Here is a 26,601-nt window from a genome sequence, read left to right as displayed (position 1 = left end):
CGCGGGAATGAGACGACGACGATGAGTCAGGCGCAGGAGAACGAGCAGGGCGGGCCGTCGGTGCCGCAGACGCGGACCGCCCGGCACCGGCGGATCGTGGACATCCTCAACCGGATGCCCGTGCGCTCGCAGAGCCAGCTGGCGAAGCTGCTCGCGGATGACGGGCTGACCGTCACGCAGGCGACGCTCTCGCGGGACCTCGACGAGCTGGGGGCGGTGAAGATCCGCAACACCGGAGGTGAGCTGATCTACGCGGTGCCGAGTGAGGGCGGGTTCCGTACGCCGCAGGCTCCTCTTGGCGAGTCCGCCAAGGAGGAGCGGATGCGGCGGCTCGCGGGGGAGCTGCTGATCTCGGCGGAGGCGTCCGCCAACCTCGTCGTCCTGCGCACACCGCCCGGTGCGGCGCAGTTTCTGGCCTCGGCCATCGATCAGGCCGAGCTGCATCCGATTCTCGGGACGATCGCGGGGGATGACACGGTGATGCTGATCAGCCGTGATCCCTCGGGCGGCCAGGCACTGGCCGACCACCTGCTGAAGCTGGCCCAGCGGGGCTAGCGCCTGCTTGTTCCGTCTGCGGGGCCCGCTTGTTCTGTCCACGGAGCCTGCTTGTTCTGTCCACGGCCGGTCCGCGGTTCTCCGCGGGCCGGCCGTTTTCGGCGTGTGTGCGGGCCGGCTCGATTGACGAATCATGCAGGGCGCTGCATACTCATGCATACCAGAAATGCACTCCCCGAGGAGCAAGCGCAGTGAGCAGCAACAACAGCGGTGGTGACGTCCGGCTCTGGGGTGGACGCTTCGCCGACGGGCCTGCCGAGGCCCTGGCGAAGCTCTCCGCCTCCGTCCACTTCGACATGCGGCTCGCGCCGTACGACATCGCCGGTTCGCGTGCCCACGCCCGCGTCCTGCACAAGGCCGGGCTGCTCACCGCAGACGAGCTGGAGCGCATGATCGGCGGGCTCGACCAGCTCGAACAGGACGTGGCGAGCGGCGAGTTCACCGCCATGATCGCGGACGAGGACTGTCACACCGCGCTGGAGCGCGGCCTCCTTGAGCGCCTCGGTGCGGAGCTCGGCGGCAAGCTGCGGGCCGGTCGCTCCCGTAACGACCAGGTGGCCACGCTCTTCCGGATGTACCTGCGCGACCACGCCCGCATCATCGGCTCCCTGCTCGCCGAGCTCCAGGCGGCCCTGGTAGGCCTCGCCGAGGCGCACCCGGACGTCGCCATGCCCGGCCGGACCCACCTCCAGCACGCCCAGCCGGTGCTCTTCGCCCACCACGTGCTGGCGCATGTGCAGTCCCTGTCCCGGGATGCCGAACGGCTGCGGCAGTGGGACGAGCGGACGGCGGTCTCGCCCTACGGCTCCGGCGCGCTCGCCGGGTCCTCGCTCGGGCTCGACCCGGAGGCCGTCGCGCGGGACCTGGGCTTCGAGCACGGCAGCGCGGGCAACTCCATCGACGGTACGGCCTCGCGCGACTTCGTCGCGGAGTTCGCCTTCATCACCGCGATGATCGGGGTGAACCTCTCCCGGATCGCCGAGGAGGTCATCATCTGGAACACGAAGGAGTTCTCCTTCGTGACCCTGCACGACGCGTTCTCCACCGGCTCCTCGATCATGCCGCAGAAGAAGAACCCGGACATCGCGGAGCTCGCGCGCGGCAAATCCGGGCGGCTCATCGGCAATCTGACCGGGCTGCTTGCCACGCTCAAGGCGCTGCCGCTCGCGTACAACCGTGATCTGCAGGAGGACAAGGAGCCGGTCTTCGACTCCTGCGACCAGCTGGAGATCCTGCTGCCGGCCTTCACGGGCATGATGGCGACGCTCACCGTCCACCGGGAGCGGATGGAGGAGCTGGCTCCGGCCGGGTTCTCGCTCGCCACGGATGTGGCCGAGTGGCTGGTCAAGCAGGGGGTGCCGTTCCGGGTGGCGCATGAGGTGGCGGGGGAGTGCGTCAAGCTCGCGGAGTCCGAGGGCAAGGAGCTGGACGAGCTCACGGACGAGCAGTTCGCCAAGATCTCGGCTCATCTGACGCCCGAGGTCCGAACGGTCCTCACCGTGCCCGGCGCGCTTGCCTCCCGCGGTGGGCGCGGAGGCACGGCGCCGTCGGCGGTTGCGGTCCAGCTGTCCGAGGTCAAGCAGGACCTGGCGGTCCAGCGCGCCTGGGCTGACGCGAAGAAATAGGCCTTGCGCCGTAGGGGCCCGGTCGCCATCGCGGTGACCGGGCCCCTACGGCGTTCGAGGAGACGGGAGCGTCCTGAATGAGACATCGATGTCTCACTTGGGGTACAGTCGTCTCATGGCAGTCGACCGTGAGCACATCCTCCGAAGCGCCGCCGCGCTCCTGACCCGCAAGCCCACCGCCACCACCGACGAGGTGGCCAAGGCGGCAGGCATCAGCCGCGCCACCCTGCACCGCCAGTTCGCGGGCCGGGACGCGCTGGTCAGGGCCCTGGAGGAGCTGTGCCTCGGCCAGCTCGAGGCCGCCCTCGACGCGGCCCGGCTCGACGAGGGCGAAGCCACCGGCGCCGTACGCCGCCTCATCGCCGAGGTCGAACCGGTCGCCGGCTTCCTCGCCTTCCTCGTCACCGAGAACCAGCTCTTCGAGTCCGGCGGGATGAACGAGGGCTGGCGCCGCCTCGACGCCCGCATCGAGGCCCTGTTCCGCCGCGGCCAGGAGGCCGGCGAGTTCCGGATCGACCTGTCCGCCCCCTGGCTGACCGAGGCCCTGTATGGCCTCTTCGGCTCCGGCGCCTGGGCCGTGCAGGACGGCCGGGTCGCCGCCAAGGATTTCCAGTTCATGATCGCCGAGCTGTTGCTCGGCGGCGTACGACGGAGTGCATAGCCATGACCACCATCCACCCCGAGACCTCGGCCGGGAAGGCGGCCGCCCCGGTTCCTCAGCCCGGCCGCTGGCTGGCGATGGCCGTCCTGGCCCTGGCCGTGCTGCTTGTCGGCATCGATGCCACGGTGCTCGGCATCGCCACCCCGTACATCAGCGAGGATCTGCGCCCCAGCGGCACCCAGCTGCTGTGGATCGGTGACGTCTACTCGTTCGTGATCGCCGGTCTGCTGGTCTCCATGGGCAGCCTCGGCGACCGGATCGGCCGCAAGAAGCTGCTGCTCGTCGGCTCCGTCGCCTTCGGCGCGGTGTCCGTGCTCAACGCGTACGCCACCAGCCCCGAGCTGATGATCCTGGCCCGCGCCCTGCTCGGTGTCGCCGGCGCCACCCTGATGCCCTCGACCCTCGCGCTGATCCGCAACATCTTCCACGACCCGCGCGAGCGCTCCCTGGCCATCGGCATCTGGGGCGCGATGGCCTCGGCGGGCACGGCGGTCGGCCCGGTCGTCGGCGGCTTCCTGCTCGAACACTTCTGGTGGGGCTCGGTCTTTTTGATCAACCTGCCGGTGATGGCCGTCCTGGTGCTCGTCGGCATCAAGCTGCTGCCCGAGTCGAAGAACCCGGCGCCAGGACCGTGGGACCTGCCCAGCGTCGCACTGTCCCTCGTGGGCATGGTCGCCGTCGTCTACGCGATCAAGGAGGCGGCAGCCCACGGGTTCGATCTCACCGTCCTCGCCGCCGCCGTACTCGGTGCGGCCGCGCTGATCGGGTTCGTGCGCAGGCAGCGCGGCCTGGCTGCGCCGCTGCTCGACGTGGATCTGTTCCGCCACCGCGGCTTCTCCGGCGCCGTACTGGCCGATCTGCTGACCATCCTCGGACTCTCCGGGCTCGTCTTCTTCCTCTCCCAGTTCCTGCAACTGGTCCAGGGGCGCGGGCCGCTGGAGGCCGGGCTCGCCGAACTGCCCGCCGCACTGGGCGCGGTGACGGCCGGTCTGATCGCCGGGCGGGTCGCACGCCGGTTCACGGTGCGCGCCGTGGTCGCCGGCGGGCTCGCGGCCGTCGGCGGTGCGCTCGGCTTCCTGGCGCTGCTCGACCGTACGACGGGCTATCCGCTGCTCGGCGGGGTGCTCCTCGTCGTCGGCGTCGGCGCCGGTTTCGCCTTCACCGTCACGGCGGACGTGATCCTCTCCAGCGTGCCCAAGGAGCAGGCCGGTGCCGCCTCCGCGGTCTCGGAGACGGCCTACGAACTCGGCGCCGCGCTCGGAATCGCCCTCCTCGGCTCGATCGTCACCGGCATCTACCGCGGCTTCCCTGCCCCGGCCGGGGTACCGGCCGAGGTGGGCGACGCCGCCCGTGAATCGCTGGGCGGCGCCTGGGAGGCGGCGGTCGCACTGCCCGCCGAACAGGGCACGGCGCTGCTGGCCACCGCACAGGACGCCTTCGTGGACGGACTGCGGATGGCTTCGGGCGTCGGCTCCGCGGTGCTGCTCGCCGCGGCCGTCGCCGCCTGGTTCCTGCTGCGCGGGCAGGAGCTGGCGGACGACGTGGAGCATTGACGGGCGCCGCAACGGACCGGGGGCGCGCTGCCACACGGCAGCGCGCCCCCGAACGTCCAGGTCCCGAAAGATCGAACCAGCCGAAAGGCCCGAACGAGCCGATGGCTCAGGCGGCCTTCGCCTTCGTCGCATACATGTCCACGTACTCCTGCCCGGACAGCGCGAGCACCTCGGACATCACCGAGTCCGTCACGGCCCGCAGCACATAGCGGTCGCGGTCCATGCCCTCGTAGCGCGAGAACTCCATCGGCTCACCGAAGCGCACCGTCACCTTGCCCGGCCGCGGCACACCCGAGCCCCCGGGCTGGATCTTGTCGGTGCCGATGATCGCGAACGGCACCACGGGCGCGCCGGTCATCAGCGTCAGGCGCGCGATGCCCGTGCGGCCCCGGTACAGACGGCCGTCGGGGGAGCGGGTGCCCTCCGGGTAGATCGAGAAGATCTTGCCCTCCTCGAGGATCCGACGGCCGGTCATCAGCGCGGCCACACCGCCGCGGCCGCCGTCGCGGTCGACGGGGATCATGCCGGTGCCGGTGAAGAACCAGGCCATCGCCCGGCCCTTGAGGCCCTTGCCGGTCACGTACTCGTCCTTGCCGATGAAGAAGCACTGCCGCTTGAGACAGAGCGGCATGATCATCGAGTCGATGAACGTGAGGTGGTTGCCCGCGAGGATCACGGGCCCCTCGCCCGGGATGTTCTCCGCACCCTCCACCCGTGGGCGGAACATCAGGCGCAGGACCGGGCCGAGTACTGCCTTGATGAGGGTGAAGCGGGACAACGAGTCCTCCGGTGTCAAAGGCTGGCGGGTTGGTCCGAGTGGGTGTCGTGCGGGTTGTCCGTGCAGGTGAGGACGATACTCGCGGATCCGCCGTCGGTGCACGTCGGGTTCATCACGTGGATACGGAGTGTTGACACGGCTTTGCGCTGAGTTCGTGGTCCGTTGGCTTCAGGGGCTCCCCTCGGTCACATCCCTCCCCCTAGCATCGATCACTCGCGTTGACAGGTGCGGGACATCACATCCAGACGGTTACCACTCCTCACCGGGCACGTACAGCCGACCGATCCGGCGCGTACGGTCCTGTGCGACGACGGAAGGACCCCTATGACGCAGGGCAGGGCGAACGGTCAGCAGCGCAGCTCAGGACCGGGCCGGCGCGCGGTGCTCGCCACCGCGATGCTCGGCGCGGGCGGTGCGGCACTGGGCGCCGCACCCGCGGCCGCGGCCGCCGGGCGCCACGGGCGCGGCCGGGGCAACGGCCGCGGCTACCGGGCGCTTCCCGTGCCGACCGTGATCGCGCACCGCGGCGCATGCGGCTACCGGCCCGAGCACACCCTCGGCGCCTACCAGCTCGCGCTCGACATGGGCGCTCATGTCATCGAGCAGGACGTGGTGCCGACCAAGGACGGCCACCTCGTCTGCCGGCACGAGAACGACATCACGGGTACGACGGATGTCGCCGACCACCCCGAGTTCGCCGACCGCAGGACGACGAAGAGCATCGACGGGTCCTCGCACACCGGCTGGTTCACCGAGGACTTCACGCTCGCCGAGCTGAAGACGCTGCGCGCCGAGGAGCGCCTGCCCGGCAACCGCCAGGAGAACACCCTCTACGACGGCCGCTGGGAGATCCCCACCCTGGAGGAGGTGCTCCAGTGGGCCGAGCGCGAGGGCCGGGGCCGGGGCCACGAGGTTTGGCTGCACATCGAGACCAAGCACCCCACGTACTTCCGCGGCATCGGTCTCGGCCTGGAGGAGCGGCTGGCGAAGCTGCTCCGCACGTACGGCCGGCACAAGCGGCACTCGCCGAACTTCCTGCAGTCCTTCGAGCCGAGCAGCATCGAGCGCCTGAGCAAGCTGGTGGACGCCCCGCTCGTGGTGCTGCTCTGGACGGCCGACTCGCGCCCGTGGGACTTCGAGGTGGCCGGTGACCCGCGCACGGTCGCGGATCTCGTCACGCCCGAAGGGCTGCGCTGGATCGCCTCGTACGCGCAGGGCATCGGCCCGACCCTCGACCTGATCGTTCCGCGCGACGCGGAGGGCCGGCTGACCGAGGAGACCACGCTGGTGCGCGATGCGCACGCCCAGGAGCTGATCCTGCACCCGTATACGATGCGCAACGAGAACACGTTCCTGCCCGCCGACTTCCGTCGCGGCTCCGAGGCCAACGACTACGGGGACGTCTTCGGCGCCTACCGGCTCTGGTTCAAGACCGGCATCGACGGGATCTTCACTGACAACCCGGACACAGGGCTGCTCGCGGCCGCCGACTTCCGTCAAAGCTGACCGTCCCCTCGGTCTCCTGTCGGGACCGACCGCTTTCTGGCTCCGGCGGCAGGGACCGATCGTCCTCCTCGGTCCGGCAGCCGGGCCCGACCGTCAACCGTCGGGCCAGGAGCGCCTCTTGCGGGTGATCCCGTGCCGTCCCGGCAACCTTCCGCCGGGGCGGCACGGTCCTGCGGCATATGAACGATCTCGTACATTCTCTGGGGCCGCTCCTGAGTGCCGAAGCCGCAGCGGAGGCCCCGTCCGGCACCGAGCCCTCGGACCTCGAACAGGCCGTCTGGCTGCGGCTGCTCGAAGTCGTCCACGAGCACGGACCGCCGCCCGCCCCCGCCGCCTGGCTGCGCGCCGCCGTCCGCGGCGAGGCCCGCAGGCTGCGCCGCAGGGCGCGCCGCGAAGGCGGGTACGAGGCAGAACCCGCGGCCGCCGCCGAAGCCTGTCCCGAACGGATCGTGCTGCGCGCCGAACACGGCCGCAGGGTCCGGGCGGCCGTCAGCCGGCTGCCCGGACCCTGCCCCCGGGTGCTCGGGGCCATGCTGGCCCGTGAGGACCTCACCTACCGTGAGATCGCAGGGGCGTTGGGTATCTCACAGGGAAGTCTGGGGCCACAACGTTCCCGTTGCCTGGCATGTCTGCGCAGAATCCTCGCAGCGGAGGTTGCGGCACCCCACCGCAGGGGAAAGGTGCGCTAGGCCCTGTCCTCAAACTTCCGCCTGCCGCGCGGCCGCCCTTCGGCCGACGACGCAAGTTTGAAGACCGGACCTGGCAACCGGCGGACAGGTGAGCGGGAGGCGTGCACACATGGGCATGAGCGTGACCATCTCTGCGGCGACCGAGCAGGACGCCGAGCAGATCCTCAAACTGCAGTACCTCTGCTATCAGAGCGAGGCGGAGCTCTACGGGGACTACTCGATCGAACCGCTCACCCAGTCGCTCGACTCGATCAGGGCGGAAGTCACCGAGGCGACGGTCCTGGTGGCCCGGCTCGGCGCCGAGGTGGTCGCCTCGGTGCGCGGCACCGTGGACGGCGACGGCACGGCACGCATCAACAAGCTGATCGTGCACCCGCGGATGCAGCGCCACGGGCTCGGCGGCCGCCTGCTCGTCGCCGTCGAGGAGCGCCTCGGCGCGGCCGGCGGGGTCAAGCGCTTCCAGCTGTTCACGGGCCACCGCTCGGAGAACAACCTGATGCTCTACCGCAAGCACGGGTACGCAGCCGTGTCGACGGAGACGGTCAGCGAGAAGCTGACCCTGGTGACCCTCGCCAAGGAGGCGGCACCGACGGCGTATGCGGCGAGCGCCTGAGCATCTGCCGGACCGGCCGGACGGATCGCGCGGACGCGGCCGGACGGATCGCGCGGATGCGGCCCTCCGGGTCAGTCGGATGCGGCCGTACGGGAACGGCGCAGCCACATGATCGCGGTGAGCGGCAGCAGCACCGGGATGAACAGATAGCCCATCCCGAAGTCCGACCACACCGTGGCATCGGGGAACGCCGAGGGATCCACCAGTGTCCAGGTCCCCACCACGGCCACGCCCACCAGTTCGGCGGCGCAGCAGGCAAGCGCCGCCTTGCGGGCCGTCTCTCCGCCGCGGACCAGGGTGTACGTGATGAAGGCGTACACGAGCGCGGCGAGCGCCGAGAGCGAATAGGCGAGCGGGGCGCGGTCGAACTCGGTGGAGATCTGGTACGCCGACCGCGAGACCGCGCCGACCACCATCACGCCGTACAGCCAGACCAGGAGCATCCCGGGCCCGCCGATCAGCCGGGTGCGCCGCGGCCCGGTGCCCGGTGTGCGATCCGTCATATCCGCCTCCCCGGATGCCGTCATCTCAGCCACTCCAGATGTCGTAGAGCCGCACCTCGAGCACGGTGAGCACCACGGCGGCCGCGGCCACCGTGGCCGAGCCCCAGCGGCTCCGCTCGGCCAGCGACATGAACGCCGCCGCCGGGATCGCGCAGGCCGAACCGATCAGATACGCGACGAACAGCGTGGTGCCCTGCGCCGGGTCCTCGCCGCGCGCCAACTGCACGATGCCCACGATCAGTTGGACGAGCGTGAGCAGGGTGACGATGGCCATGCCGATGAAGTGCCAGTCTTTGGTGGGCTGGTCACGGAAGGCGGCATGGCCGCACCAGGCGGCGAGGGCGAGCGCGGCCGCGCCGGTCGCGATCGTCAGGGCGTCGAGCATGCTGGGAGCCTATTACGGGGCGAAAAGTACCCGGCCGCCGGGCCGGGCCCCTGCCCCGCGCGGCGGCGGATCCCGGGTCGGGTGTCCGCGGTGGGGACTGATCTGTCCGGAATGCGGACAGCCGTGATCGGCTCGTAGGTATGTCTGCTTTACTGGGGCCCATGACCACGACGAGCAGCCGCACCCTTGCGACCGAGGCGATGATGACGCCCGGTGCTCGTCGCATGTGTCGAATGCGCGCCTTCTAGAGGGCCCCCGCACCACGACTTCTCTCGCGCCCCGAAGCGAGCCCGCCGATCCGCGTTCCGGCCCCAGGCCGCAGGACGGATCCGGCCCCCCGGCGTACCTCCCGCCGCAGCACGGCCTCTGCCGTGACCGACGGTGGTGCCCGACTGCCGAAGTCTCACGATTCCTCCAGGTTCATCCGGATTCATCGAGCACCTGCCGCATCTCCCCGAACCTCCGCGAATCATCAGAAGAAGTAATGCCCCGTGCCCGGCACACCCCTGCGCCGCGCACTCGACAGTGACGGAACCCCCCAGTGATCACCACTTCCGGTCTGACCAAGACCTACCGCTCACGCGGTCGTGAAGTAACCGCCCTCGACGGAGTGGACCTCCACGTACGCGAGGGCGAGGTGTACGGCGTCATAGGCCAGTCCGGTGCCGGAAAGTCCTCCCTGATCCGCTGCGTCAACCTCCTGGAGAAGCCCACCTCCGGCACGGTGACCGTGGACGGCGTCGACCTCACCGCGCTCGTCGGACGCGGACCGCGCGCCGGCAAGGAGCTGCGCGAGGCCCGCAGCCGGATCGGCATGGTCTTCCAGCACTTCAACCTGCTGTCCTCGCGCACCGTGCAGGGCAACGTCGAAGTGCCCCTCGAGATCCTCGGCGTCCCCGGTAGGGAGCGCTCACGCAAGGCGCTCGAACTCCTCGACCTCGTCGGCCTCGCCGACAAGGCCAGGAACTACCCGAGCCAGCTCTCCGGCGGCCAGAAGCAGCGCGTCGGCATCGCCCGCGCCCTGGCCGGCGATCCCAAGGTGCTGCTCTCCGACGAGGCCACCAGCGCCCTCGACCCCGAGACCACCCGCTCGATCCTCCAGCTGATCCGCGACCTGAACCGCCAACTCGGCCTCACGGTCCTCCTGATCACGCACGAGATGGACGTCGTCAAGTCCGTCTGCGACTCCGCCGCGCTCATGGAACGCGGCCGGATCGTCGAATCGGGCACGGTCGCCGAACTGCTGGCCACCCCCGGCTCCCAGCTCGCCGACGCGCTCTTCCCGGTCAGCGGCGAGGCGGCCGACGCCGACCGCACCGTCATCGACGTCACCTTCCACGGCGAGGCCGCCACCCAGCCGGTCATCTCCCAGCTCTCCCGTACGTACAACATCGACATATCGATCCTCGGCGCGGCAATGGACACCGTCGGCGGCAGGCAGATCGGCCGGATGCGGATCGAACTGCCCGGGCACTACGAGGAGAACGTCGTCCCGATCGGCTTCCTGCGTGAACAGGGCCTCCAGGTGGAGCTCGCCGGCGAGGCGGCGGCCCCGCAGTCGGCCGCCGGGAGCACCACCGGCGCGCTGCTGCTCGAGGAAGGGGCCGCCAAGTGACCTGGAACGAGATGCAGCCGCTCCTGGAGACCGCCTCCTGGGAAACCCTGCGCATGGTCGGCTGGTCCACGCTGATCGCGATCGCCGGTGGTCTGCCGCTCGGTGTCCTCCTGGTCCTCACCGACCGCGGCGGACTGCTGCAGAACACCGCCGTGAACAAGGTCGTCGGCCAGATCGTGAACATCGGCCGCTCGATGCCGTTCATCATCCTGATGGTCGCCCTGATGCCGCTCACCCGGTCCATCACCGGCACCACCATCGGCGTCGAGGCCGCGATCGTGCCGCTCGCGATCGGCGCCATCCCGTTCTTCGCGCGTCTCGTCGAGACCTCCGTACGCGAGGTCGACCACGGACTCGTCGAGGCCGTGCAGTCGATGGGCGGCAACACCTGGGCCGTCGTGCGCAAGGTCCTCGTCCCCGAGGCGCTGCCCTCACTGATCTCCGGCGCCACCACCACCGTCGTCGCCCTCATCGGCTACTCGGCGATGGCCGGCGCGGTCGGCGGCGGCGGACTCGGCAACATCGCCATCACCTACGGCTACCAGCGCTTCGAGACCGGCCTCATGTGGGTGACCATCGTGATCCTCGCCCTCGTGATCTCCGTGATCCAGTTCGCCGGCGACTACGCCGCGCGCGCCGCCTCCCGACGCGGCCGCGGTTCCACCGCCCCCAGGCTCCGTCTGCTCCGTAACGCCCCCGCGCCCGTCGAAGTGACCGCCCCGGCACCCGTCGCGGCCGCCGAGCCGACCAAGGCCTCCTGAACCACACCTCACCGCAACGCCCCCGGCCACCTCGCGCCGGGTCGCACCACCCATTGGAGAAAGGCACTTTTCGTGCGTAACACTGCCAAGATCACCACCGCCGTCCTCGCCACCGGAGCCCTCACCCTCGGCCTCGCGGCCTGCGGCTCCGAGGACGGATCGGGCACGGCCGACGCCGACGGCCCGCTGATCGTCGCCGCGAGCCCCACCCCGCACGCCGACATCCTCAACTACGTCAAGGACAACCTGGCGAAGAAGGAGGGGCTCGACCTGGAGGTCAAGGAGTTCACGGACTACGTCCAGCCGAACATCGCGACCCAGGACGGCTCCGTCGGCGCCAACTTCTTCCAGCACAAGCCGTACCTCGACGACTTCAACAAGAAGAACGGCACCGACCTGGTCTGGGTGAACGACGTCCACCTGGAGCCGCTCGGCCTCTACTCGAAGAAGGTGAAGAACGCGGACGAGCTGGCGGACGGTGCGACCCTCGCGCTGCCCAACGACACCACCAACGAGGGCCGCGCGCTCAAGCTGCTCGACGCCCACGGCATCATCGAGCTCAAGGCCGACGCCGGACTCGACGCGACGCCCGCGGACATCGCCGAGAACCCCAGGAACCTCAAGTTCAAGGAGATCGAGGCGGCCCAGCTGCCCCGCTCGCTCGCCGATGTGGACGCCGCGGTCATCAACGGCAACTACGCCGTCGAGGCCGGCCTGAGCCCGGAGTCCGACGCCCTCGTCAGCGAGACGGCCAAGGGGAACCCGTACGCGAACGGCCTCGTGGTCAAGAAGGGCCAGGAGGACGACCCGCGCGTCAAGAAGCTCGCGAAGCTTCTCAACTCGGACGAGGTCCGCAAGTACCTCGACGACACGTTCGACGGCGCGGTCGAGTCCGCCTTCTGAGGCCCCTGGCACCAAGGGATCTGACACCGCGTCGAGGTCTTTACCACAGGGCCCGCACCTCCAAGGTGCGGGCCCTGTGGTGCAGTTATGTGCTCCGATGCTGCATGCTGGGCTCTTCAGCGGCATGACCGGCCTGATGCTGAGCACCTTTCAGCAGCCTGTAGTGACGGAGCGGCGCGATGACCACGGCTCACCCGATGTTCCCCGACATCTCCATCAGCACGGAGCGCCTCGTGCTGCGCACCCTCGAGGACGCCGACGCCCCCGGCCTCGCCGAGATGATGAACGACGAGATGGTCGGCGCCTGGACCGCCGTACCGCAGCCGTACGCCGAGGCCGACGCGGCCCGGTGGATCAGCGAGTACGCCCCCACCCAGCGCGCGGCAGGCCGCGGGATCGACCTCGCCGTCACCGAGTTCCTCACCCAGCGGCTCGTCGGCATCGTCCAGCTCGCGAAGACCAACTGGCGGGTCCGGTCCACCGAACTCTCGTACATCATCGCGCCCTGGGCCCGTGGCGAGGGCTACGCGGCCGAGGCCTCCCTCGCCACCGCGCAGTGGCTCTTCCGTGACCAGGGCATGGAGCGCATCGAACTGCGCACGGCCGCCGACAACACGGCCTCCCAGCAGGTCGCCCAGAAGATCGGCTGCATCAGCGAAGGTGTGCTCCGTGGCGCCTGCATAGCGCGTACGAGAGGTGAGGACGGCACCTGGAGCGACTTCCGCACCGACTACATCGTGTGGAGCCTGCTGCCCGAGGACCTCGAAGGCCTCACCGACCAGCTCGCCGACGCCTCCGGATACTCGGCGTACTCGGAGTGGAACTGACCCGGAACGGACCCGGAGCTGATCCGGAACCGGCCCTTCCCTGACCTGACCTGACCTGACCTGACCTGGCCCGGCTCCGACCCGGACCTGATCCGGTTCCGGCCCGGACCTGATCCGCCGCACACGGTCCCGCAGCCCGCTCACCAGGTACGCTCACCGGTGCCTCGACGAACCCCGAGTACCGCAGGAGACTGACGACCATGGCCGACCGCGTCACGGTGATCGGCTGGGACGGCTCCCCGCTGACCGACGCGGCCCGCTCCGCACTCGGTGCCGCCACCCTCGTGGCCGGCGCCGCCCACCATCTCGCACTGCCCGAGATCCCCGCGGGCGCCGAGCGGATCCGCCTCGGCAGCGTCTCCCTCGCCGGACGGCGGATCGCACGCCACCGCGGTACGGCCGTGGTGCTCGCGGACGGCGATCCGGGATTCTTCGGCGTCGTACGGACCCTGCGCGCCCCCGCGTTCGGACTCGAGGTCGAGGTGGTGCCCGCGGTCTCCTCCGTCGCCCAGGCCTTCGCGCGCGCCGGGATGCCCTGGGACGACGCCCAGGTCGTCGTCGCCCACCGCCGCACCCTGCGCCGCGCCGTCAACGTCTGCCGTGCCCACACCAAGGTCGCCGTCCTCACCTCGCCCGGTGCCGGACCCGCCGAACTCGGGCTGCTGCTCGGGCCGGTCCAGCGCACGTTCGTGATCTGCGAGGAGCTCGGCACCGCCCGCGAGCAGGTCTCCGTCGTCACCTCCGACAAGGCGGCCGACCACACCTGGCGCGATCCCAACGTCGTGATCGTCATCGGCGGCCCGGTCACCGCCGACACCGGCTGGATCGCGGGCCGCGAACCGGCCGGCGCACCGCGCGGGTGGGCGCTGCCCGCCCCCGCGTTCGGTGACGGGCTCGGCGGCGGGCCGGTCGGCAGGCTCGGCGAGGGGGAGAGCGAACGGGTACGCGCGATCCAGCTCGCCCGGCTCGGGCCCCGCGTGGGCGACCTCGTCTGGGACATCGGCAGCGGCGCCGGGGTCTTCGCCGCCGAGGCCGCACGCTTCGGTGCCGCGGTCATCGCCGTCGACCGCGACCCGGAGGCCTGCGCCCGCGCCGAGTCCCTGGCCCGCCGCTTCCGCGTCCAGCTGCAGACCGTGCACGGCACGGCCCCCCACGTACTGGAGGACCTGCCGGAACCCGATGTCGTACGGGTCGGGGGCGGCGGAGCCGCGGTGGTCTCCGCGGTCGCCGACCGTCGCCCCGAACGCATCGTCACCCACGCCGCCACCCGCGACGAGGCCGAACTCGTCGGCCGGGACCTGACAGAACACGGCTATGCGGTCGAGTGCTCGCTCCTGCAGTCCGTGGAGCTCGACACCCGCGCCTGGACCGAGCGCGAGCGCGCCGTGGCCTTCGTCATCACGGCCGAACGCCCGAGCGGGAACGGGGACTGAACCGGGACTGAAGGCGGGACCGAGGGCCGATTTCCGGCCCTCGGGGAGCGAGGCCGGTCAGGGCTGCTCAGGAGGCGTCCCAAAACCGCCCCGCGACCTTGGGGTGCCGCCGCTCGCGGTAGGCTGGCCGATCGTTGTACTGCTCCCGGCTGTTCGTCGCTTCATACGTCAATGTCCGGAAAACGCGCCCGGTTTGGGGTGCGTGTGGTACGGCGGGACCGGAGGACGCGCGACGTGGCGCAGTCCACAGCGGGCTGTGGTGGATCTGCTCGTCACGAGGGTGGTCCGGCCGCGACAATGCCTTGGGCGCCGATGCCTTTGGCGCTTTGTCGACGAGTCGTACGTGCCGCGCGGCGTGCACGCTCGTTCTTGTTCTCGGGCGGGTGCTTCACCGCCCGGGCAGCCGGCCGAAGGAGAAGTACGACCGATGGGCGAGGGGTACGCATGACCGACACCGGCCAGGTCCCGGGCGAGGGACTGCCTCAGGACGCGGGCACGGTGGGCAGGCCAGGGGTTCCCGCTCCGGGTGCGCACACCTTCCCCGAAGCCTCCGGCGGCGCTGCCGACGAGGACGATCTGCTGCTCATGCCCGGTGCGCAGGGTGCCTGGACGGAGGAACGTCCGGCGCAGGAACCCGAGGGGTATGTGGCGGAGCCCGGTACTCCTGAGGCCTCCGGCGCGCCCGGTGCGTCCGGTGTGTCCGGAGTTCCCGGTACCCCCGGTCCCCCCGGCCCTTCCGGTGCCGCCGCTGCTCCCGGGGCGCACGGCGCTCCCGTGTACGGATCGGCCGACGGCCAGGCGCCGGACGCCCGGCCGCAGGGCGGCCCGCAGGCTCCGGCAGCCGCGCAGTCCACGGGCGGGCAGGGCTTCGCCCCCGCCGCGGGAGGCGGGGCGGCGCAGACGAACGCCGCCAAGGAGACCCCGGCCCGCCGCCCGCTGCACCTCGGCCCGCCCGCGCCGGGCGCCCCCGCGATGCCCAGCCCGGTGCGGTCCCTGGCCGACCGAGGACCGGCCGGCCCCCCGCCGGAGCGCCGCAGCGGTCCGCCCACCAGCGGCCCCGAATACCTCGACGTACCGCGCGCGGTTGACCCGGCCGTACCCGGCGCGGACCCGGCCGCCTCGCTGCCCGGCCCGCAGCTCGGCGAGATCCCGGCGCAGGCCGCAACCCCCTGGCCGCAGGCCCCACAGCCGCAGCCCGCAGAAACGGTCGTCCCGCAGGGCCGCCCGGCCGGTGCCACGCCGGCCACCCCCGACGTGGAGGCGTTCCGCGCCGCGCAGGCGGCGGCGGGCCTCCAGGCGGCTCCCGTCCCGCAGGGCGCGGAACTCCTCGGGGTGCCCGAGCCGGCGCACGCCGGTGCGGGCGCGTTCCCCGCGGCCGGACTGCCCGGCGATGCCGGACAGGCGTACGCGGGGCAGATGGCCGAGGCTTCCCAGGCGCCGGCGCCCGAGGCCGCTCGGCTGCCGGTGCCCGGTGAGGGCGCGGAGCCCGCGGCGGGGCCGCAGGCGCACCTCGGTCCGGTGCAGTACGCGGGCGGTGAGCAGACCGGTGGTCCCGGCCTGCCAGGTGGCGGTGCTGCTGTGGGTGAGGTTGCCCCCGAAGCCGTCGGTGTCGATCCGGCGTCGGGTGCCGCGACCTCCGACGCATCCGGGCCGTCCGGTCCCGGCGAGGCGGCTGCCACAGGTGCCGAGGCGGGCGAGCCGCTGCCGGCCGGGCTCAACCCGCAGGACCCGGGGCCCATCGGCGAGTTCGTTCCCGTGGACGGCGTCCTCCCGTCCACGCCGCACCTCGCGCCCACGCCGCCCCAGCCGCTGCAGGTGCCGGAGGATCTCGTCGTACCGGCCGAGGAATCGGCCGTACGGGCGGAGAGCCCGTCCGGGCCGGAGCAGGAAGCTGCCGCGCACGTGCAGCAGGGCGCTGCCCAGGAGCAGCAGGCCGGGGCCCAGGCAGAGGTCCCGGCAGAGGTCCCGGCACAGGACACCGCCGCCCAGGCGCCGGAGCCCGCCGCGCCGAACCCGCAGAGCCCGGTGCCGGATGCGCAGGCCGCCGCGACCGATCCGCAGGCCGTTGCGGCCGGTCCGCAGGCCGCAGCGCCTGATCCGATGTCCGCCGCATCGGCGCCCGCGGCCGCCGGTCCGGCGCCCGAGGCCACCGTGCAGGCTGCGGCAACCGACGTACCCGCGCAGGATTCCGCCGCGCCGGCAGCGGACGCGTCCGTGGCCGCTCCGGACGCCGCTGTGGCGGCGCAGGAGCAGCCGGAGGCGGAGCTTGTGGCCGCACCCGCATCCGCTCCGGCCGGGGAGGCGGTCGCTCCGTCCGAGCCCGACCAGGCCACGGCCGCCCCCGCTGCGCAGGACCAGGCGCCCTCCGTCCCTACCACGCAGGACCAGGCGCCCGCCTCGCCCCCGGCCGCCGAGCCCGGCCCGGACGTCGCCACATCCGTACCGGCTCCTCGCGAGGGCGAGCTGGAGACGGCCGCGGAGGCGACCGAGTCGAGTCAGCAGCAGACGCAGGAGCAGGAAGGTGCCGAGGACCCGGCAGCCGGGACCGCCCCGGAGTCCGGGGCCGAGCCGCAGGCCGTAGTCGACCCGCAGACCACGGGACAGTCCGCGCCCACGGACCACACCGCCGAGGCGCAGCTCGTAACCGACCCGCAGGCCGCCCCGGATCCGCAGGCCACCCCCGGACAGCCCGTCACCGAAGAACCGACGGCCGAGCCGCAGGCGGCCGGGGAGGCCGTCGTCATGGAATCCGTCGTCGAGCCGGAGCCCGGTAGCGAGCCCACTGCCACGCCGGAAGCCGTCGTGGCGGCGAACGCCGCCGCCGAGCCCGCCCCGGCGGACATCGCCGCCGAGTCCGCCGCCCCGGCGACCCAGCCCGCGCCCGCCACCCAGTCCACCGCGCCCACCCAGCCCGCATCGACCCCGGACACGGCACCGGGCGCCGAAGGCGAGCAGGCCGTGGACGCGGGCGCCCAGGCTGGCCCGTCCGGCGAACCGGGAGGCGCGGGGGCCGGCCGGACCGCCGAGCCCGCTGCCGCCGAGCCCGCAGTGACCGAGCCCGCATCCACCGAGGACGCAACCATCCCCACCGCACCCCAGGACGACGCCCCCGAACTCCTCCACTTCCCCGCGGAACTGGACTCCCCCGAGAACATGGACGTCCCGGAGCAGCCCGAAGCCCCACAAGCCGAAGCCCCGCAGGCCCCCGAGGGCCCGGCGGCCCCCGGCTACGCCGAGGCGGAGCGCGAGGCCGTGCTGCGCGTCATGCGCGAGCGGCGCGACATCCGCAACGGTTTCCGCAGCGACCCCATCCCGCACGAGGTCCTGCTCCGCGTCCTCGAAGCGGCCCACACGGCGCCCTCCGTCGGCCACTCGCAGCCCTGGGACTTCGTCGTCATCCGCTCCGCCGAGACCCGGCGCACGATGCACGAGCTCGCCATGCGCCAGCGCGAGGCCTACGCCAAGTCGCTGCCCAAGGGCCGGGCCAAGCAGTTCAAGGAACTGAAGATCGAGGCCATCCTCGAGACCCCGGTGAACATCGTCGTCACCGCCGACGGCACCCGCGGCGGCCGCCACACCCTCGGCCGGCACACCCAGCCGCAGATGGCCCCGTACTCCTCTGCGCTCGCCGTCGAGAACCTGTGGCTCGCGGCCCGTGCCGAAGGCCTCGGCGTCGGCTGGGTCAGCTTCTTCGACGAGCGCGAGATGGTCCGTACGCTCGGCCTGCCCGAGCACCTGGACATCGTGGCGTACCTCTGCGTCGGATACGTGGACGAGTTCCCTGCCGAGCCCGAGCTGATGCAGGCGGGCTGGTCCAAGCGCCGCCCGCTGTCCTGGGTCGTGCACGAGGAGACGTACGGCCGCCGGGCGCTGCCCGGCGAGGAGCCGCACGACCTGCTCGCCGAGACCATCACCAACATCCGCCCGCTGGACGCCAAGGCGCTCGGCGAGGCCTGGGAGCGGCAGAAGCGGATGACGAAGCCCGCCGGGGCGCTCGGCATGCTGGAGATCATCTCCGCGCAGCTCTCGGGGCTGTCCCGGATGTGCCCGCCGCCGATCCCGGAGCCCGCGGCCGTCGCGATCTTCGCGGGCGACCACGGGGTGCACGCCCAGGGCGTGACGCCGTGGCCGCAGGAGGTCACCGGCCAGATGGTCGCGAACTTCCTGGGCGGCGGCGCGGTCTGCAACGCCTTCGCCAACCAGGTCGGCGCCGAGGTCTGTGTGATCGACGTGGGTGTCGCCTCCGAACTGCCGGCGACGCCGGGCCTGCTGCCCCGCAAGATCCGAGCGGGCACCTCCGACATGACCACCGGCCCCGCGCTGAGCCGCGAAGAGGTCAAGGCGGCCATCGAGGTAGGCATCGAGACGGCCCGTGACCTGGTCGCGGCCGGCAACAAGGCGCTGCTCACCGGCGAGATGGGCATCGCCAACACCACCGCGTCGGCGGCCCTGATCTCCGTGTTCACCGGCGCCGACCCGGCCGAGGTCACCGGGCGTGGCACGGGCATCAACGACGAGACGCTGGCCCGCAAGACCGATGTCGTACGCCGCGCCCTGGAACTGCACCAGCCGGACCCGGCCGACCCCATCGGTGTCCTCGCGGCCATCGGCGGCCTCGAACACGCCGCCATCGTCGGCCTGCTGCTGGGCGGCGCATCGCTGCGCACACCGGTGATCCTCGACGGGGTGAGCGCCGGCGCGGCGGCCCTGGTGGCCCGCGCCATCGCCCCCGAGGTACTCGCGGCCTGCATCGCGGGCCACCGCAGTGCGGAGCCCGGCCATGTGGCCGCCCTGAACAAGCTGGGCCTGCGCCCCCTGGTCGACCTCGACCTGCGCCTCGGCGAGGGCACGGGCGCGCTGCTCGCGCTCCCGGTGGTCCAGTCCGCCGCGCGTGCCATGCACGAGGTCGCGACGTTCGACTCGGCCGGCGTCACCGAGAAGTAGCGCCCGGGGTGGTCCGGGCCGTGCCCGGACCACCCTCCCGCGCGGTTCGCCGTAACCTGATTCCGCACCACCCACCCCACGTCAGAGCTGCTCCACCGCCGCAGCGGCTCACCCAGCCCTCCGCACGAGGAGCCGCAGAAACCCATGGCCGAACACCCCGCGTACCCCGTAGGCCTCCGCCTCGGCGGCCGCCGCGTCGTCGTCCTCGGCGGCGGCCAGGTCGCCCAGCGCCGCCTCCCGGCCCTCATCGCGGCCGGGGCGGACATCACCCTGATCGCCCCGGAGGCGAGCCCCTCCGTCGAGGCGATGGCGGACGGCGGCGAGATCCGCTGGGTGCGCCGACCGTACGAGAGCGGCGACCTCACCGACGCCTGGTACGCCCTGATCGCCAGCAGCGACCCCGCCGCCAACGAGGCCGCGAGCGCCGAGGCCGAGAGCCGCCGCGTCTGGTGCGTACGCTCCGACGACGCCTCCGCCGCCACCGCCTGGACCCCCGCGACCGGCCGCAGCGAGGGCGTGACCGTCGCGGTCCTCACCACCGACCGCCCCGACCCGCGCCGCACCGCCGCCATCCGCGACGCCGTCGTCGAGGGCCTGCGCGACGGCACGCTCGTGGCACCCCACCAGCGCACCAGGACCCCGGGCGTGGCGCTCGTGGGCGGCGGGCCCGGCGACCCCGACCTGATCACCGTCCGCGGCCGTCGGCTGCTCGCCGAGGCGGACGTGGTGATCGCCGACCGGCTCGGCCCGCGCGATCTGCTCGCCGAACTCCCGCCGCACGTCGAGGTGATCGACGCCGCGAAGATCCCGTACGGCCGTTTCATGGCCCAGGAGGCCATCAACAACGCGCTGATCGAGCACGCCAAGGCGGGCAAGTCCGTCGTACGGCTCAAGGGCGGCGACCCGTTCGTCTTCGGGCGCGGCATGGAGGAGGCGCTCGCGCTCGCCGCCGAGGGCATCCCGTACACGGTGGTCCCCGGCATCTCCAGCTCGATCTCGGTGCCCGGCGCCGCCGGCATCCCGGTCACCCACCGGGGCGTGGCCCACGAGTTCACGGTCGTCAGCGGCCATGTCGCGCCCGACGACGAGCGCTCCCTCGTGAACTGGGAGGCGCTCGCCCAGGGCACCGGCACCCTCGTCGTCCTGATGGGCGTCGACAAGATCGGAAAGATCGCCGAGACCCTGATCGCTGGCGGCCGCGCCCCCGCCACCCCCGTGGCCCTCGTCCAGGAGGGCACGACCGCCGCCCAGCGTCGCGTGGACGCCACGCTGGAGAGCGTCGCCGAGACCGTGCAGCGCGAGGAGGTCCGCCCGCCGGCCGTCATCGTCATCGGCGAGGTCGTCTCGGTCGGCGCGGGGACCCTCCCGCCGGGCCGAGTCGGGTAACCAGCGGTAACGGACTTTCCCCCACCCCGTTGGCACCGCTCCGAGGACAAGGCAGTATCACCCTGTGGCCGATCTCATCACAGTCGACGACCCCGACGACCCGCGCCTGCGCGACTACACGGGACTCACCGACGTAGAACTCAGGCGCAGGCGCGAGCCGGCCGAAGGGCTCTTCATCGCCGAGGGCGAGAAGGTGATCCGGCGTGCCAAGGACGCGGGTTACGAGATGCGCTCGATGCTGCTCTCCGCGAAGTGGGTCGACGTCATGCGCGACGTCATCGACGAACTGCCCGCGCCCGTCTACGCGGTGAGCCCCGACCTCGCCGAACGCGTCACCGGCTACCACGTCCACCGCGGAGCCCTCGCCTCGATGCAGCGCAAGCCGCTGCCGACCCCGGAGGACCTCCTCACGACGGCCCGCCGTGTGGTGGTCATGGAGGCCGTCAACGACCACACCAACATCGGCGCGATCTTCCGCTCCGCCGCCGCCCTCGGAATGGACGCGGTGCTGCTCTCGCCGGACTGCGCGGACCCGCTGTACCGCCGGTCGGTCAAGGTGTCGATGGGCGCGGTCTTCTCCGTCCCTTACGCGCGCCTCGAATCATGGCCGAAGTCCCTGGAGACCGTACGGGAGGCGGGCTTCAAACTCCTCGCCCTCACACCGGACGAGAAGGCCGCCGCGCTCGACGACATGGCGCCGCACCGCATGGACCGGGTCGGCCTGATGCTCGGCGCGGAGGGCGATGGCCTCTCCACGCAGGCGCTGGTGGCGGCCGACGAATGGGTCCGTATCCCGATGGCGCACGGCGTCGACTCCCTCAACGTGGGAGCGGCCGCGGCGGTGGCGTTCTACGCGGTCACGGCAGGGCGGCCGCAGCACTGACCCGGCGCCACCCCGCTCCGGCCGGTGCCCGGCGTGGTGCGGTGGGATGCTGGATGTGACGGTGCACTGGCCCGATCGGGGTGACTGTCATGATCGACCTCGAGTCCCGGCTGTCCGGCCTGCCTGAATCCCGCGGAGACCCACCCTGGCCGGGACACGAGTACGCCAGGGGCTGGGGCGTGTTCGGCCTGCCGTTCTCCTCCGGGCACGTGCTTGCGCTGCGGGTCTTTCCGGAGAGCTCCTTCGGCCCGTACCGCACCTTGTGGCACCGCACCCCCGACGGCCGTTGGTCCATCCACGTCGACGGTCCGCGCCTGGACGCCGCCTGTCCCCGGTATTTCGGGCCGGCCTGCGAGCACACCGGATTCGCCCGTATCCATGTCACCTGGACCGGCCCCGCCTCGCTACGGGTGACGACGGACTCGCCGTCCCTCGACTGGTCCCTCACCGCGTACTCCACGCCCGTGCTCACCGCGATGAACGCGGTGAGCACGCTGCTCCCCCTGGCGAGCTGGCGCCCGAGAGCGTTGGTGCGCGGCCGGGAACTGATGGCCCGTGCGCTCGGCCTTGGCAGAGTGCAGATGGCCGGTGTGATGCCCAGCGGGCACAACGGCATCCTGATGCCCGCGCGGATGTACTGCATCTCCGAGGCCCGCGCCGTCCTCGACGGCACCGACCTCGGGCACCCGGTCCGGCTGCACCGCAACCCCGACATCGGCGGGGTACCGCTGCCCGCCCGCGGAATCCTGGCCATCGGCCAGGGGGCCTGGCGGATCCAGGACCCCGCCGAGTACGAACGCATCCGGGCCGAGACCGTCCGGAAGGACACGCCCTAGCCGCGGGCAGCCGTGGACCCGCACCGCAAGCTCCACTGCACGCGCGCCACCGAGCACACGCACACCGGGATCAGCCCGATGTGCCGGGCCCCTCGACCACAACGGCGACCCCCGTCACCTGCCGCAACCCCTGAGCAGGCCCCTGACACCCTTGCGCCGCCGCGATCCCCAGTGCGACCAGCAACGTCACCACCACGAACACAAAAAGCCGCTGCCGCAGCAGCCGAGGATTCGCCGGCACCCGCCGCCCCGTCCCCGTCGTACGGGGTGCAGCCCGCCCCGCCCCACTGCGCGGCGCAGGCCGCCGCCCGGTCCCGGGTCGCGAGGCCCGAGACGTCGGCGCCGGTGCCGACGACCGCCGAACCGGAGGCCGGCCGGAGCCGGATCCGGACCCGGACGGCGGGGGAGTGGCCCCACCCCGCCGCCGCTCGGTGCCGGTGGACCGCCCCCGCGAAGCCGACTGCGGCAGCGTCCGCCCCTCCACCCGAGCCGTCGGCCGCTCGGCATCCCGCCGCGGCACCGGCGGCCGGCTGTCCGTCGGCGCCTGAGCCTCCCGCGCCGCGATCTCCTTCAGCCGCAGCGACAACTGCAGCGTGCTCGGCCGCTCCTCCGGATCCTTCGCCAGACAGGCCCGCACGAGCGGCGCCAACGCGTCCGGCACCCCCTGCAACTGCGCCTCCTCGTGCACGACGCGGTACAGCATCACCTCGGAACTGCCGTGCCCGAAAGGGGAGTCGCCCATCGAGGCGTAGGCGAGCGTCGCACCGAGCGAGAACACGTCCGTCGCCGCCGTGACGGCCTGCCCGCGCACCTGCTCGGGCGCGAGGAAACCGGGTGAGCCCACGGCCGTACCGACGTGCGTCAGCGTGGACGCACCCGTCGCCCAGGCGATACCGAAGTCGATGATCCGCGGTCCCTTGGGCGACAGGAGGATGTTGGAGGGCTTCAGGTCACGGTGCACGACCCCCGCCTCATGCACGGCGACCAGGCCTTCGGAGAGCGCCGAGCCCACCGCGGCCACTTCGGCCGCCGTGAGCGGCCCCTCTTCGGCGACCCTGTCGTGCAGCGAGGGCCCGGGCACGTACTGCGTGGCGAACCACGGCCGGTCCGCCTCCAGGTCCGCCGCCACCAGCCGCGCCGTACAGCCGCCGCGGATCCTGCGCGCGGCGGACACCTCGCGGGCGAAGCGCGAGCGGAACTCCTGGTCCTCCGCCAGATCCGGCCGGATCACCTTGAGTGCGACGCGCTGGCCGCGCCGGTCCGAGCCGAGGTAGACGACGCCCATCCCGCCGGCACCGAGCCTGCGGTGAAGCCGGAACGAGCCGACGACCCGCGGATCCTCGCGCCGGAGCCGCATCATCGCCATGTCCATCCCCGCTGCCGGCTGTCCTCTTGAATGACGAGCCACAGCTTACGTTTCCGCGCTCCTCGGCGTGCAGAGGCCGCGCCTTCGGCGGCCGATCGATTGTCAGTGCCGGGTGGGAGACTTGAAGCATGGTCAGAAGGCGCGCGGACCGGGTCCGTTCACGCGCCCCGACCGGCCAACGGGCTGTCGCAGAAGGGGGATTGGGCATATGAAGGGTGACCGAGTCGAGATAGTCGTGGACGCGGGGGACACGACGAGGACGTACGAGGTGGTGGCGAGCCGCGCGGGCCGCCGGGTGGAAACGGCGGTGCGCAGGGGAGTGGTCGAAGTGAGTGAAGTCACGAGAAGCGGCTCCGTGGTGCGTACGGCGCGGTTCATGGCCACCCGCGTGCTTGCCCTGGTCGAACAGCCGGTCCCGCGGGAGCAGGCCGCAGAGGCCGCAGAGGCCGCAGAGGCCACGGAGAAGAAGCGGCCCCTCCGGGAAGACCCCAAGTCCTGAGTCCCTGTCTCCACCCAGGGGAGTACACACGGGGCGTGGGGGTCCTCCTGCAGGAGGCCCGGCAATCGGTACGAGGGCATGACGACCGGGATGCCCCGCGCCCGTAGATTTGAGGTCAAGCGGCGGGTGCAGCACTCGTCCCCCGAGGTCAGACACCCGCCGCTGCCAGAAACGACAGGAGAGGGACCATGGCGGACACGGCAGCGCGGACGATGATCCGCACGCGGGGACGCAGGGCGTACGCCGCGTTCGGCGGCAGCCGCACCGGCCGGCGTCATCCGCTGGTGGCCACGGCCATGGTTCTTCCCCTGGCGGCCCTGCTCGTCGTCGTCTTCGGCGGCTGGGAAGCAGTGGTCACACAAGCGTCGTCCGTGGGCGTGATGCTGGGGCGCTGAGCGGCGCGCCAGGCCCGGAAGAGCGGTCCGGGCGGGGACACACGGCCATAACCCCGTGGGGACGGGGGTGCGGCGGACGGCACGAAGGGGCCCGCGCAGCTGGGGAGCTGCGCGGGCTGCTTTTGTGCCTGAACCGGCGCCGCTCTCGCGGGCCCCACTCCCGCCGTCGGGGTTCTCGAGTGATGGTTGCGGTGTGTACGGCCGGGGCTTTGGCGGACCTGTACGGCTGAGGTGGGGTGGGGGCGTCCGGGATGAACCGGGACCGGTGGGAAAGACGAGGGCGTACGCTCTCGGCTCGGGTACGTACGACCTTTGGGGGAGCCGTGTCGGCTGTGCTGAGCCGGGCGCTTGCAGCCGTGGCCCGGGAGGCGGCACATGCCGTGCCGGGGAACTGCGGCTGCCGTACGCCCGTGCTCGCCGAGCGCGCCGACGGCACCGTGGTGCGGCACGGAGACCTCGTGGCCAAGTCGCACCCCGCCGACACGGACCGTGCCCGGCTCGCCACCCGGCTTGCCGTCGCCGCCCACCCCGCGCTCGCCGGCATCCTCCTCCCGCCGATTCCCGCACCCCGCACGGAACTCGACGGCCGCCCCCTCACTGCCTGGCCGTACGGCACCCCCGTCGACCCGGAGCGCCCCGAACACGCCCCCTGGGAAGCGGCCGGTGACCTGCTGGCCCGCCTGCACCGCATCCCCCTCGCCGTACTCCCGGCGCCCCTGCCGCCGATGCGCGGCCCGGCGAAGGCAGCCCGCGCCCTGTCCCGTATGCGTGCGGCAGAACAGCGCGGAGCCACGGCCGACCACCCCGCGGCGGCGCACCGCGAGACCGCGTTCCACCACCCCGCGGCGGCGGTCGTGGAACGCGCCTGGACCACCCTCCCGCCCTGGGCCCGCGCCGAAGCGCCGCCGTCCGACCCCGAGGCGCCGCCGTCCGACCCCGAGGCGCCGCTGGTACAGCCCGGAACCCCACCGATCGGCGCCGAAGCACCACCGACCCACACCACCGCGCTCTGCCACGGTGATCTCCACCTCGGCCAGCTCGTCCGGCGCGAGGGGCGGTGGCTGCTCATCGACATCGACGACCTCGGCACCGGCGACCCCGCCTGGGACCTGGCCCGCCCCGCGGCCTGGTACGCGGCCGGGCTGCTCCCGCCCGGGGACTGGGCCCGCTTCCTCGGCGCCTACCGGGCAGCAGGCGGTCCTGCGGTCCCCGCCGAAGGCGACCCGTGGACCGCCCTCGATGTCCCGGCCCGGGCCCTCACCGTCCAGACCGCCGCCCTCGCCCTCGCGAAGGCCGCGGGTGAGGGCCGTGCGCTCGACGAGGTGGAGGAGACGATGGTGCAGTCCTGTGACCGTATCGCCGCGCTACCCGTCGAGTTGGGCCGCGGATCCGCGAAGTAGTCTGCGGGGAACCGAAGCCGGGCATCGATCCGGATGAACCGTCACCCTCGGCGAGGAGTTGAGCCCACGATGCAGTGCCCCAAGTGCCATGCACCGATGCACACGTACAACCGCAACGGCGTTCAGATCGAGCAGTGCAGCGGCTGCCGCGGCATCTTCCTCGACTATGGTGAGCTCGAGGCGCTGACCCGTCTCGAGGCCCAGTGGTCGCAGCAGGCTCCGCCGCCGGCGCCCGCCCCGCAGGCCTACCCGGCGGCTCCGCCGGCCCCGGCGGCGCCCGCCCCGGCCTGGGGCGCCCCGCAGCAGGGCCACCACGGCCACTACCGCCACCACCGCCAGAAGGGCTTCGGCCGGATGCTGTTCTCCTCCTGATCCCGATGGGGTGAGCACGAAGAAGCCCCCGGCCGATGTGGCCGGGGGCTTCCCGCTGGTGCGCGATACTGGGATTGAACCAGTGACCTCTTCCGTGTCAGGGAAGCGCTCTC

The 26,601-nt window shown here is 72.3% G+C and carries 24 protein-coding genes; 20 read left to right on the top strand and 4 right to left on the bottom strand.

The features are described 5' to 3' along the window. The first annotated feature begins 21 nt into the window (after positions 1-21). From ACLF6P_RS06100 to ACLF6P_RS06085, 4 genes are all read left to right on the top strand, one after another. Positions 22-555 (top strand): arginine repressor, encoded by a 534-nt coding sequence (locus ACLF6P_RS06100; RefSeq protein ID WP_415948676.1) that lies wholly within the window; start codon positions 22-24, stop codon positions 553-555. A gap of 191 nt (positions 556-746) precedes the next feature. Next, positions 747-2,180 carry an argininosuccinate lyase gene (gene argH / locus ACLF6P_RS06095; RefSeq protein ID WP_415948675.1) on the top strand — a complete coding sequence of 478 codons (1,434 nt, stop codon included), beginning with the start codon at positions 747-749 and terminating at the stop codon, positions 2,178-2,180. Between the two features lie 115 nt (positions 2,181-2,295). Continuing rightward, entirely contained in the window at positions 2,296-2,841 is a 546-nt protein-coding gene (locus ACLF6P_RS06090; protein ID WP_415948674.1) for a TetR/AcrR family transcriptional regulator, read from the top strand. A 2-nt stretch (positions 2,842-2,843) separates the two neighbouring features. Further along, positions 2,844-4,394 (top strand): MFS transporter, encoded by a 1,551-nt coding sequence (locus tag ACLF6P_RS06085; protein ID WP_415948673.1) that lies wholly within the window; start codon positions 2,844-2,846, stop codon positions 4,392-4,394. A gap of 106 nt (positions 4,395-4,500) precedes the next feature. On the opposite strand, the gene ACLF6P_RS06080 is transcribed toward ACLF6P_RS06085, so the two are convergent. Then, positions 4,501-5,172 carry a lysophospholipid acyltransferase family protein gene (locus ACLF6P_RS06080; RefSeq protein ID WP_415948672.1) on the bottom strand — a complete coding sequence of 224 codons (672 nt, stop codon included), beginning with the start codon at positions 5,170-5,172 and terminating at the stop codon, positions 4,501-4,503. Between the two features lie 324 nt (positions 5,173-5,496). Between ACLF6P_RS06080 and ACLF6P_RS06075 the strand changes: the two genes are divergently transcribed. From ACLF6P_RS06075 to ACLF6P_RS06065, 3 genes are all read left to right on the top strand, one after another. After that, positions 5,497-6,678 carry a glycerophosphodiester phosphodiesterase gene (locus tag ACLF6P_RS06075; protein WP_415948670.1) on the top strand — a complete coding sequence of 394 codons (1,182 nt, stop codon included), beginning with the start codon at positions 5,497-5,499 and terminating at the stop codon, positions 6,676-6,678. Between the two features lie 179 nt (positions 6,679-6,857). Continuing rightward, the gene (locus ACLF6P_RS06070) at positions 6,858-7,367 is read left to right on the top strand and encodes an RNA polymerase sigma factor (protein ID WP_415948669.1); all 510 of its coding nucleotides are present in this window, start codon (positions 6,858-6,860) and stop codon (positions 7,365-7,367) included. 109 nt (positions 7,368-7,476) lie between these two features. Then, a complete protein-coding gene (locus tag ACLF6P_RS06065) occupies positions 7,477-7,980 on the top strand; it encodes a GNAT family N-acetyltransferase (RefSeq protein ID WP_415948668.1) in 504 nt (167 codons plus the stop codon). 71 nt (positions 7,981-8,051) lie between these two features. Here the strand turns inward: ACLF6P_RS06065 and ACLF6P_RS06060 are convergent, their stop codons facing one another. Next, entirely contained in the window at positions 8,052-8,483 is a 432-nt protein-coding gene (locus ACLF6P_RS06060) for a hypothetical protein (RefSeq protein ID WP_415948667.1), read from the bottom strand. Positions 8,484-8,508: 25 nt separating this feature from the next. After that, positions 8,509-8,868 (bottom strand): hypothetical protein, encoded by a 360-nt coding sequence (locus ACLF6P_RS06055; protein ID WP_415948665.1) that lies wholly within the window; start codon positions 8,866-8,868, stop codon positions 8,509-8,511. A 541-nt stretch (positions 8,869-9,409) separates the two neighbouring features. Here ACLF6P_RS06055 and ACLF6P_RS06050 point away from each other — a divergent pair. From ACLF6P_RS06050 to ACLF6P_RS06010, 9 genes are all read left to right on the top strand, one after another. Next, positions 9,410-10,483, top strand: a complete 1,074-nt coding sequence (locus tag ACLF6P_RS06050; protein WP_415948663.1) for a methionine ABC transporter ATP-binding protein — start codon at positions 9,410-9,412, stop codon at positions 10,481-10,483. After that, on the top strand, positions 10,480-11,244 hold the full coding sequence (locus ACLF6P_RS06045) for a methionine ABC transporter permease (protein ID WP_415948661.1): 765 nt from the start codon (positions 10,480-10,482) through the stop codon (positions 11,242-11,244). The genes ACLF6P_RS06050 and ACLF6P_RS06045 overlap by 4 nt, the downstream gene beginning before the upstream one ends. 72 nt (positions 11,245-11,316) lie before the next feature. Then, entirely contained in the window at positions 11,317-12,147 is an 831-nt protein-coding gene (locus ACLF6P_RS06040) for a MetQ/NlpA family ABC transporter substrate-binding protein (protein WP_415948660.1), read from the top strand. A gap of 179 nt (positions 12,148-12,326) precedes the next feature. After that, positions 12,327-12,974, top strand: coding sequence for a GNAT family N-acetyltransferase (locus ACLF6P_RS06035; RefSeq protein ID WP_415948659.1), 648 nt, complete (start codon positions 12,327-12,329; stop codon positions 12,972-12,974). Positions 12,975-13,174: 200 nt separating this feature from the next. After that, a complete protein-coding gene (gene cbiE / locus ACLF6P_RS06030; RefSeq protein WP_415948658.1) occupies positions 13,175-14,407 on the top strand; it encodes a precorrin-6y C5,15-methyltransferase (decarboxylating) subunit CbiE in 1,233 nt (410 codons plus the stop codon). Between the two features lie 444 nt (positions 14,408-14,851). Beyond that, positions 14,852-19,351 (top strand): nicotinate-nucleotide--dimethylbenzimidazole phosphoribosyltransferase, encoded by a 4,500-nt coding sequence (cobT, locus tag ACLF6P_RS06025; protein ID WP_415948656.1) that lies wholly within the window; start codon positions 14,852-14,854, stop codon positions 19,349-19,351. Positions 19,352-19,495: 144 nt separating this feature from the next. After that, positions 19,496-20,737, top strand: a complete 1,242-nt coding sequence (cobA, locus tag ACLF6P_RS06020; protein WP_415948655.1) for a uroporphyrinogen-III C-methyltransferase — start codon at positions 19,496-19,498, stop codon at positions 20,735-20,737. A 64-nt stretch (positions 20,738-20,801) separates the two neighbouring features. Then, a complete protein-coding gene (locus ACLF6P_RS06015) occupies positions 20,802-21,620 on the top strand; it encodes a TrmH family RNA methyltransferase (protein ID WP_415948653.1) in 819 nt (272 codons plus the stop codon). 89 nt (positions 21,621-21,709) lie between these two features. After that, complete coding sequence (locus ACLF6P_RS06010) at positions 21,710-22,456, top strand: hypothetical protein (protein WP_415948652.1); 747 nt, start codon at positions 21,710-21,712, stop codon at positions 22,454-22,456. Positions 22,457-22,526: 70 nt separating this feature from the next. Here ACLF6P_RS06010 and ACLF6P_RS06005 read toward each other — a convergent pair whose 3' ends face one another. After that, entirely contained in the window at positions 22,527-23,828 is a 1,302-nt protein-coding gene (locus ACLF6P_RS06005) for a serine/threonine-protein kinase (protein WP_415948650.1), read from the bottom strand. Between the two features lie 202 nt (positions 23,829-24,030). On the opposite strand from ACLF6P_RS06005, the gene ACLF6P_RS06000 reads away from it, so the two are divergent. The 4 genes from ACLF6P_RS06000 (at position 24,031) to ACLF6P_RS05985 (ending at position 26,488) form a co-directional block, all read left to right on the top strand. Next, positions 24,031-24,321 (top strand): hypothetical protein, encoded by a 291-nt coding sequence (locus ACLF6P_RS06000; RefSeq protein ID WP_415948648.1) that lies wholly within the window; start codon positions 24,031-24,033, stop codon positions 24,319-24,321. Positions 24,322-24,509: 188 nt separating this feature from the next. Further along, positions 24,510-24,716 (top strand): hypothetical protein, encoded by a 207-nt coding sequence (locus tag ACLF6P_RS05995; RefSeq protein WP_415948646.1) that lies wholly within the window; start codon positions 24,510-24,512, stop codon positions 24,714-24,716. Between the two features lie 323 nt (positions 24,717-25,039). Beyond that, positions 25,040-26,116 carry an aminoglycoside phosphotransferase family protein gene (locus ACLF6P_RS05990; RefSeq protein WP_415948645.1) on the top strand — a complete coding sequence of 359 codons (1,077 nt, stop codon included), beginning with the start codon at positions 25,040-25,042 and terminating at the stop codon, positions 26,114-26,116. 69 nt (positions 26,117-26,185) lie between these two features. After that, the gene (locus tag ACLF6P_RS05985; RefSeq protein WP_415948643.1) at positions 26,186-26,488 is read left to right on the top strand and encodes a TFIIB-type zinc ribbon-containing protein; all 303 of its coding nucleotides are present in this window, start codon (positions 26,186-26,188) and stop codon (positions 26,486-26,488) included. Positions 26,489-26,601 lie beyond the last annotated feature (113 nt).

The sequence above is a fragment of the Streptomyces lothianensis genome, from assembly GCF_047779955.1.
Taxonomy (GTDB): domain Bacteria; phylum Actinomycetota; class Actinomycetes; order Streptomycetales; family Streptomycetaceae; genus Streptomyces.
Note: the sequence above shows the minus strand (reverse complement) of the source record. Positions and strands in the feature narration are given on the sequence as shown.

Excerpts from the sequence above, each read along its gene's own strand:
- ACLF6P_RS06060 (WP_415948667.1), bottom strand. The coding sequence starts at position 8,483 with ATGACGGATCGCACACCGGGCACCGGGCCGCGGCGCACCCGGCTGATC.
- ACLF6P_RS06075 (WP_415948670.1), top strand. The coding sequence starts at position 5,497 with ATGACGCAGGGCAGGGCGAACGGTCAGCAGCGCAGCTCAGGACCGGGC.
- cobT (WP_415948656.1), top strand. The coding sequence starts at position 14,852 with ATGACCGACACCGGCCAGGTCCCGGGCGAGGGACTGCCTCAGGACGCG.
- cobA (WP_415948655.1), top strand. The coding sequence starts at position 19,496 with ATGGCCGAACACCCCGCGTACCCCGTAGGCCTCCGCCTCGGCGGCCGC.
- ACLF6P_RS06005 (WP_415948650.1), bottom strand. The coding sequence starts at position 23,828 with ATGGACATGGCGATGATGCGGCTCCGGCGCGAGGATCCGCGGGTCGTC.
- cbiE (WP_415948658.1), top strand. The coding sequence starts at position 13,175 with ATGGCCGACCGCGTCACGGTGATCGGCTGGGACGGCTCCCCGCTGACC.
- ACLF6P_RS05995 (WP_415948646.1), top strand. The coding sequence starts at position 24,510 with ATGGCGGACACGGCAGCGCGGACGATGATCCGCACGCGGGGACGCAGG.
- ACLF6P_RS06055 (WP_415948665.1), bottom strand. The coding sequence starts at position 8,868 with ATGCTCGACGCCCTGACGATCGCGACCGGCGCGGCCGCGCTCGCCCTC.
- ACLF6P_RS06085 (WP_415948673.1), top strand. The coding sequence starts at position 2,844 with ATGACCACCATCCACCCCGAGACCTCGGCCGGGAAGGCGGCCGCCCCG.
- ACLF6P_RS05985 (WP_415948643.1), top strand. The coding sequence starts at position 26,186 with ATGCAGTGCCCCAAGTGCCATGCACCGATGCACACGTACAACCGCAAC.
- ACLF6P_RS06100 (WP_415948676.1), top strand. The coding sequence starts at position 22 with ATGAGTCAGGCGCAGGAGAACGAGCAGGGCGGGCCGTCGGTGCCGCAG.
- ACLF6P_RS06000 (WP_415948648.1), top strand. The coding sequence starts at position 24,031 with ATGAAGGGTGACCGAGTCGAGATAGTCGTGGACGCGGGGGACACGACG.
- ACLF6P_RS06010 (WP_415948652.1), top strand. The coding sequence starts at position 21,710 with ATGATCGACCTCGAGTCCCGGCTGTCCGGCCTGCCTGAATCCCGCGGA.
- ACLF6P_RS06035 (WP_415948659.1), top strand. The coding sequence starts at position 12,327 with ATGACCACGGCTCACCCGATGTTCCCCGACATCTCCATCAGCACGGAG.
- ACLF6P_RS06070 (WP_415948669.1), top strand. The coding sequence starts at position 6,858 with ATGAACGATCTCGTACATTCTCTGGGGCCGCTCCTGAGTGCCGAAGCC.
- ACLF6P_RS06065 (WP_415948668.1), top strand. The coding sequence starts at position 7,477 with ATGGGCATGAGCGTGACCATCTCTGCGGCGACCGAGCAGGACGCCGAG.
- ACLF6P_RS06090 (WP_415948674.1), top strand. The coding sequence starts at position 2,296 with ATGGCAGTCGACCGTGAGCACATCCTCCGAAGCGCCGCCGCGCTCCTG.